Origin of the sequence: Pseudonocardia sp., from assembly GCF_050250275.1 — a bacterium.
Lineage (GTDB): Bacteria > Actinomycetota > Actinomycetes > Mycobacteriales > Pseudonocardiaceae > Pseudonocardia.
In genome coordinates this window covers 1-5,372 of the sequence record NZ_JBFWOY010000070.1, presented here as the reverse complement: position 1 = coordinate 5,372, position 5,372 = coordinate 1, and the positions used below count along the sequence as shown (strand labels likewise).

Sequence of the window (5,372 nt, the reverse complement as noted above, 5' to 3'; positions counted from 1 at the left end):
CAGCAACGACGAACGCGCCGCCGCGCTTGCCCCGTGGATCGAGTACTACAACACTCAACGCCGCCACAGCGCTCTCGGCGGGCTCCCCCCGATCAGTCGCCTGTCACCAACCTGACGGCCGAGTACACCTAGCCCGTTCGAGTGGGCAGCGCTGCCGAGCGGGCTCGCCGGAGGCGGACACGGCCGTCCGGAGCGCCGCGGCCGACCTGTCGACGCGGTGGTTGTCGGCGGCGGCGGACGGCCCGGACGCCGTGTGGCGTCCGGGCCGTCACGCACCGCCGCCCCCCCTCGGCGGGCGGTGCGGGACAGGAGCCCCCGGCTCCTGTCCCGTGGTCGTTACTCGATGGAGGCGGGCTCGTCCGCGGCAGGAGGCTGGGGCGCGGCCGGGAGGCTGCCGAGCAGGCCGGTGACGAGGTCGAGCGGGTTGACGGGCGGGCCGGGAGGTGTCATGGCGGCGTCCTCGTGGGGGCCGTCACCGCCGGGGCCGCGGTCGTCGCCGCCCATGTGGTCGTGGTTGTTCTGCTTGTGGTGCCCGTCCTCGCGACTGTCTCCGTGGCCGTCCTTGTGGCCGTCGTCGTGTCCGCCGTGCTCGTCGCAGTCCTCGTGGGACGTGGACTTGTCGTGGGACGTGGACTTGTCGTGGGACGTGGACTTGTCGTGGGACGTGGACTTGTCGTGGGACGTGCCCTTGTCGTGGTCGCGGCCGCCGTCGTGTCCGGCGTCGCCGGCGAAGGCGAGGCCGGGTGTCAGCACCGCGATCGGCACTGCTGCGGCACCGACGAGCACTGCTCGCATCGACTTGCGCATGCGTTCCTCCTCCGGTCGGAACGCCCGCGTCCCCGTTGTTCGACGGGGGTCGGTGGGCGTCGACCGGTTCAACGTGACGCGCGGCGGCAGGGCATTGTCGCCGACCGGAAGGGGTGAGCGGGCCGACCGCTTCGAGCCACTGCAGCGTGCACCTAGCGTGGCGCGTCGTCACCGCATGTTCGTGGTCGCCGGCCGGGTGGGGCGAGGGTGGGTGCAGCGGCGTCGTGATGCGCTCGGTCGAGACTGAGCGTGACAGTTCTGCTGTGGACGGTCACCCGTCGGCACTATTCGTCGTCCTTGACTTACGTAAGTCATGGCCTACATTAAGCACCGTGCAGGCGGTACTGGACGCGGTGGCCGAGCCACGGCGCCGCGCGATCCTCACCCTGGTGCGCGACCGTGAGCTCGCCGCCGGAGCGATCGCGGCGCAGTTCCCCGACGTCGCCCGGCCCACGGTGTCGCAGCATCTGAGGGTGCTGCGCGACGCGGGCCTCGTCGTCGAGCGCAGGGTCGGCACCAGTCGGCTCTACCGCACCCGGCCCGAAGGGTTCGCCGAGGTCAGGGAGTTCCTCGAGGGTTTCTGGGAGAACCGTCTGCAGACGTTGAAGGCCGAGGCCGAACGCGACCAGAGGATTCGAGATGACCGAGCCCGTCGTCAGTGAGATCGACATCGACGCGACGCCGGAGACGGTGTTCGCGTTCTTCGTCGAGCCCGCGAAGCTCACCCGCTGGCTCGCCGACGAGGCGGTGCTCGACCCGCGCGCGGGTGGTGTCTGCGTGCAGGTCCACCCCGGCGAGGAACGGGGCAGCGGTGGACCGTTCCACATGTCGGGACGCTTCGTCGAGGTCGATCCGCCGCACCGGGTCGTGTTCACGTGGGGGTTCACCGAGCCGGAGGTCGGGGTGCCGCCGGAGTCGTCGACGGTCGAGGTGACGTTGCGTCCCAACGGTTCCGGCACGACGGTGCGCCTCGTCCACCGGGGCCTGCCCGTGTCGGGGACCGGGGATCACGAGCAGGGTTGGGCGACGATGCTGCGCCGTCTCGGGGCTGCGGTCGCCCGCGGGCCGGTGGACGGCCTGGCGATGCGTCACGAGATCTGGATCGAGGCCCCGCGCAAGGACGTCTACGCGGCCCTGACCACTCGCGACGGTCTCGACGCCTGGTGGGGACGCGTCGTGGCCGCGGAGCCGGTCGTCGGTGCGGTCGTCGAGTTCGACCACGGCTTCGGCGTCCCCCTGCGGATGCGGATCGTCGACCTCGTCGACGGTGAGCGTGTCGAGTGGGAGTGCCTGGGCGGTGTCGACGATCCGGCGAACCCGGCGTCGGACTGGGGCGGGACGCGGCTGTCCTTCGACCTGACGACCGTGGCGAGGGCCGACCTCGCGCCCCCGCTCGACGCGTACGTGGTGGCCGACGAGTTCACGGTGCTGCGGTTCGCGCACGCCGGCTGGGCGCGGGACGCCCGCTGGTTCGCGTTCTGTTCGACGGCGTGGGCGCTCACCCTGGAGTCCGGTCTCAAGCCGCAGCTGCAGGGGTGAGCAGGGCCGGCCGCACCCTCATGGTCGTCCCGGTGGCCCGGGGCGACCATGAGGTGCGCGCGGGTCGTCAGCGGCGGGCGCGGACCGCGGCGGCGAGGCTGTCGAGCACCGCGGCGGTGGTGTCCCAGTCCATGCAGGCGTCGGTGACGCTGCAGCCGCGGACCATGTCGGGCCCGATCTCCTGACGCCCGGCCACGAGGAAGCTCTCCAGCATCACCCCGACGACGCCGCGCTCGCCCGCGGCGATGCGCTCCGCGAGGTCGGCGGCGACGATCGGCTGGCGGCGGTGGTCCTTGCCGGAGTTGCCGTGGCTGGCGTCGACGATGAGCCGCTCGGGCAGCCCGGCCTTGGTGAGTGTTCCCAGCGCGCCGGAGACGTGTTCGGCGGAGTAGTTGGGCCCGCCGCTGCCGCCGCGGAGGATGACGTGGCAGTCGGGGTTGCCGGTCGTGGTGATGAGGGAGGCGAGGCCGTCGGGGTTGATCCCCATGAAGACGTGGCTCTCCGCGGAGGCCCGGGCGCCGTCGACGGCGATCTGGACGTCGCCGTCGGTGGAGTTCTTGATCCCGATGGGCATGGACAGCGCGCTGCACAGCTGGCGGTGGACCTGGCTGGCGGCGGTGCGGGCGCCGATGGAGCCCCAGGAGACGAGGTCGGCGATGTACTGCGGGGTGATCGGGTCGAGGAACTCGCAGCCGACGGGGAGGCCGAGGGTGCAGATGTCGCGCAGCAGCGACCGCGCGATCCGCAGGCCCTTGTTGACCTGGAAGGTGCCGTCGAGGTCGGGGTCGTTGATGAGCCCCTTCCAGCCGACGGTGGTGCGGGGCTTCTCGAAGTAGGCGCGCATCACGACGACGAGGTCCTCGCGCAGGGTCTCGGCGTGGGTGGCGAGGAGCCGGGCGTAGTCGAGCGCGGCGTCGGCGTCGTGGATCGAGCAGGGGCCGACGACCACGACGAGGCGGTCGTCGCGGCCGGTCAGGACGTCGACGGCGGCGTCGCGGCCGCGGGTGACGGTGGCGGCGACGTCGGCGTCGACGGGCAGCTCGGACCGCAGGAGCGCGGGGGAGATCAGCGGGCTGATGCCCGCGGTGCGCTGCGCATCCAGGTTCGGGCTTGCGACGGTGTTCATGACGGGGGTCGTCCTCTCAGGGATCGGACCCGCCCGTCGTCACCGCGAGCCGGTCCGTCCGGCTCGGGGTGGTCGATGGTCAGCGCAGCAGATCGCCCGCCGACCCGTCCCGGGCCGGTCGCGTAAACCAGTACTGGCGCTGCACGGGCGCGACAGTAGCCGACCCGGGGCCCGACCCGCCAGGCAGCATGGTCATGTCGGGCGGTTGCGGGCGTAGTGGCGGGCGGCGCGGGCGCGGTTGCCGCAGCCGTGGGAGCACCATTCGCGGCGGCCGCTGCGGATGAAGTAGAGGACGCAGCCGGGGCCCTGGCAGGCGCGCAGGTCGTGGCGGCGGGGGCCGCCGAAGAGGTCGACGGCGTCGGCGGCGATCTCGGACAGCGCGGTCGCGACGTCGCCGCCGGCGCTGCGGGCGACGGTCCGGGGTTCGGGGTCGGCGTACAGCTCACGCCAGCGGGCCGGGGTCGCGGCGTGACGGTTGACGAGGTCGACGGCGTCGGCGGGCAGCGGCTCGTCGTCGACGGTCGCGGCGGCGAGCCGGCGGACCGCGTCGCGCAGTGCGACGGCCGCGGCGAGGTCTGCGGCGTCGACGCCGGACGCGGGCAGCCGGACGTCGCGGAGCCAGCCCGCGAGGTGGTCCGCGGTGTCGAGGCCCTCGCGCGGGTTGCCGCGCACCGCGTACCTGGTGTTGGCCAGCTCGATCGAGAGCGGCTCTCCCAGGAGCGGGGCACCACCGGAGACATCGGCCATATCTAATGCTAACTCTCCTTGACCCCGTTAGAGGCCGGTCGCTACGTTCTAATGGTTACTTCGCGATATGAGCATGAGAACGGAGCCATTCGATGGCAGCCCTGAAGACCGGTCACGTCGGCGTCAACGTCACCGACCTCGCTCGATCCGTCGCCTTCTACCAGGAGATCCTCGGCTTCCAAGTGCTCGACGGACAGCTGACGGGCGACCGCCCGTTCGTCTTCCTCGGCATCGACGGAGACCTCGTCGTCACCCTCTGGCAGCAGAGCACCGGCGAGTACGCGGCCGACCGCCCCGGCCTGCACCACCTGGCGTTCCTCGTGGACGACGTCGAGACCGTCCGCGCCGCCGAGGAGCGCGTCCGCGCCGCCGGTGCCCACCTGTTCCACGACGGCGTGGTCGCCCACGCCGAGGGCGCGTCGTCGGGCGGCATCTTCTTCGCCGACCCCGACGGCGTCCGCCTGGAGATCTACTCGGCCACCGGCGTCGACGGCGCGCCCGCGCCCGTCTCCGACGGTCCGACCTGCGGCTCCTTCTGACCTCCCGGTCAGCCGCCGGCCGCGGAGAGACGCGACGAGATCTCCGCGGCCAGCGCCGTGTCCTTGGCGGTCAGCCCGCCCTCGGAGTGCGTCGACAGGCGGAACGTCAGTGTCCGCCAACGGATGTCGATGTCGGGATGGTGGTCGGCGCGCTCGGCGTCCGCACCCACCTCGCCGACGACGCGGATCGCGGTCGGGAAGTCGGGCAGCTCGGCGGTGCGCACGATCGAGTCACCGTCACGCTCCCATCCGGGCAGGTCGGCGAGGGCTGCGGTGATGGCGGCGTCGTCCAGGAGATCGGCCATGCGGCCATCTTCGCGCAGCGGGTCGGGAACGCGCTGACCAACGCGGCCTGCGGCGCGACACCCGGGCGCCGCCCTCCCGACGTCGGGCACGCACGCCGACACGACCCCGGGAGCGCACCCGCCCACCTTGCGACGGCACCATCTGGACCCCGCTCGCCACGGCCGGAGCCGGTCGGCACCCTCCTAGGTGTACTGCTCGGTGACGTTGGTGCAGCGGGTGATCGGGGGCTGGTTACCGAGCGCGGTGTGAGGCCGGTGATGGTTGTAGTGGTGCAGCCATGCTGGCAGCGCCTTGCGGCGTGCGCGTTC

Annotated in this window: 9 protein-coding genes; 4 read left to right on the top strand and 5 right to left on the bottom strand. The window is 72.4% G+C overall.

Annotated elements, in window-relative coordinates:
* Positions 1-115: integrase core domain-containing protein (locus AB7F12_RS31595; protein WP_428502732.1), on the top strand; the 115-nt coding region annotated here is incomplete at its 5' end.
* A 221-nt stretch (positions 116-336) separates the two neighbouring features.
* Here AB7F12_RS31595 and AB7F12_RS31590 read toward each other — a convergent pair.
* Entirely contained in the window at positions 337-807 is a 471-nt protein-coding gene (locus AB7F12_RS31590) for a hypothetical protein (RefSeq protein ID WP_428502731.1), read from the bottom strand.
* Positions 808-1,139: 332 nt separating this feature from the next.
* Here AB7F12_RS31590 and AB7F12_RS31585 point away from each other — a divergent pair, with 332 nt between their 5' ends.
* Together AB7F12_RS31585 and AB7F12_RS31580 are read left to right on the top strand one after the other, a co-directional pair.
* Positions 1,140-1,469: an ArsR/SmtB family transcription factor gene (locus tag AB7F12_RS31585; RefSeq protein ID WP_428502730.1), complete on the top strand. Its 330-nt coding sequence runs from the start codon at positions 1,140-1,142 to the stop codon at positions 1,467-1,469.
* Entirely contained in the window at positions 1,447-2,346 is a 900-nt protein-coding gene (locus AB7F12_RS31580) for an SRPBCC family protein (RefSeq protein WP_428502729.1), read from the top strand. Before AB7F12_RS31585 ends, AB7F12_RS31580 begins: the two co-directional genes overlap by 23 nt.
* A gap of 67 nt (positions 2,347-2,413) precedes the next feature.
* Here the strand turns inward: AB7F12_RS31580 and AB7F12_RS31575 are convergent, their stop codons facing one another.
* Together AB7F12_RS31575 and AB7F12_RS31570 are read right to left on the bottom strand one after the other, a co-directional pair.
* Positions 2,414-3,472 (bottom strand): 3-deoxy-7-phosphoheptulonate synthase, encoded by a 1,059-nt coding sequence (locus tag AB7F12_RS31575; RefSeq protein WP_428502728.1) that lies wholly within the window; start codon positions 3,470-3,472, stop codon positions 2,414-2,416.
* A gap of 192 nt (positions 3,473-3,664) precedes the next feature.
* Complete coding sequence (locus AB7F12_RS31570) at positions 3,665-4,219, bottom strand: CGNR zinc finger domain-containing protein (protein ID WP_428502727.1); 555 nt, start codon at positions 4,217-4,219, stop codon at positions 3,665-3,667.
* A gap of 92 nt (positions 4,220-4,311) precedes the next feature.
* On the opposite strand from AB7F12_RS31570, the gene AB7F12_RS31565 reads away from it, so the two are divergent.
* Positions 4,312-4,758: a VOC family protein gene (locus AB7F12_RS31565; protein ID WP_428502726.1), complete on the top strand. Its 447-nt coding sequence runs from the start codon at positions 4,312-4,314 to the stop codon at positions 4,756-4,758.
* A gap of 8 nt (positions 4,759-4,766) precedes the next feature.
* On the opposite strand, the gene AB7F12_RS31560 is transcribed toward AB7F12_RS31565, so the two are convergent.
* Together AB7F12_RS31560 and AB7F12_RS31555 are read right to left on the bottom strand one after the other, a co-directional pair.
* The gene (locus AB7F12_RS31560; RefSeq protein ID WP_428502725.1) at positions 4,767-5,063 is read right to left on the bottom strand and encodes a 4a-hydroxytetrahydrobiopterin dehydratase; all 297 of its coding nucleotides are present in this window, start codon (positions 5,061-5,063) and stop codon (positions 4,767-4,769) included.
* Between the two features lie 183 nt (positions 5,064-5,246).
* Positions 5,247-5,372, bottom strand: a 126-nt coding sequence (locus AB7F12_RS31555; protein ID WP_428502309.1) for an integrase core domain-containing protein, incomplete at its 5' end; no start/stop codon positions are given.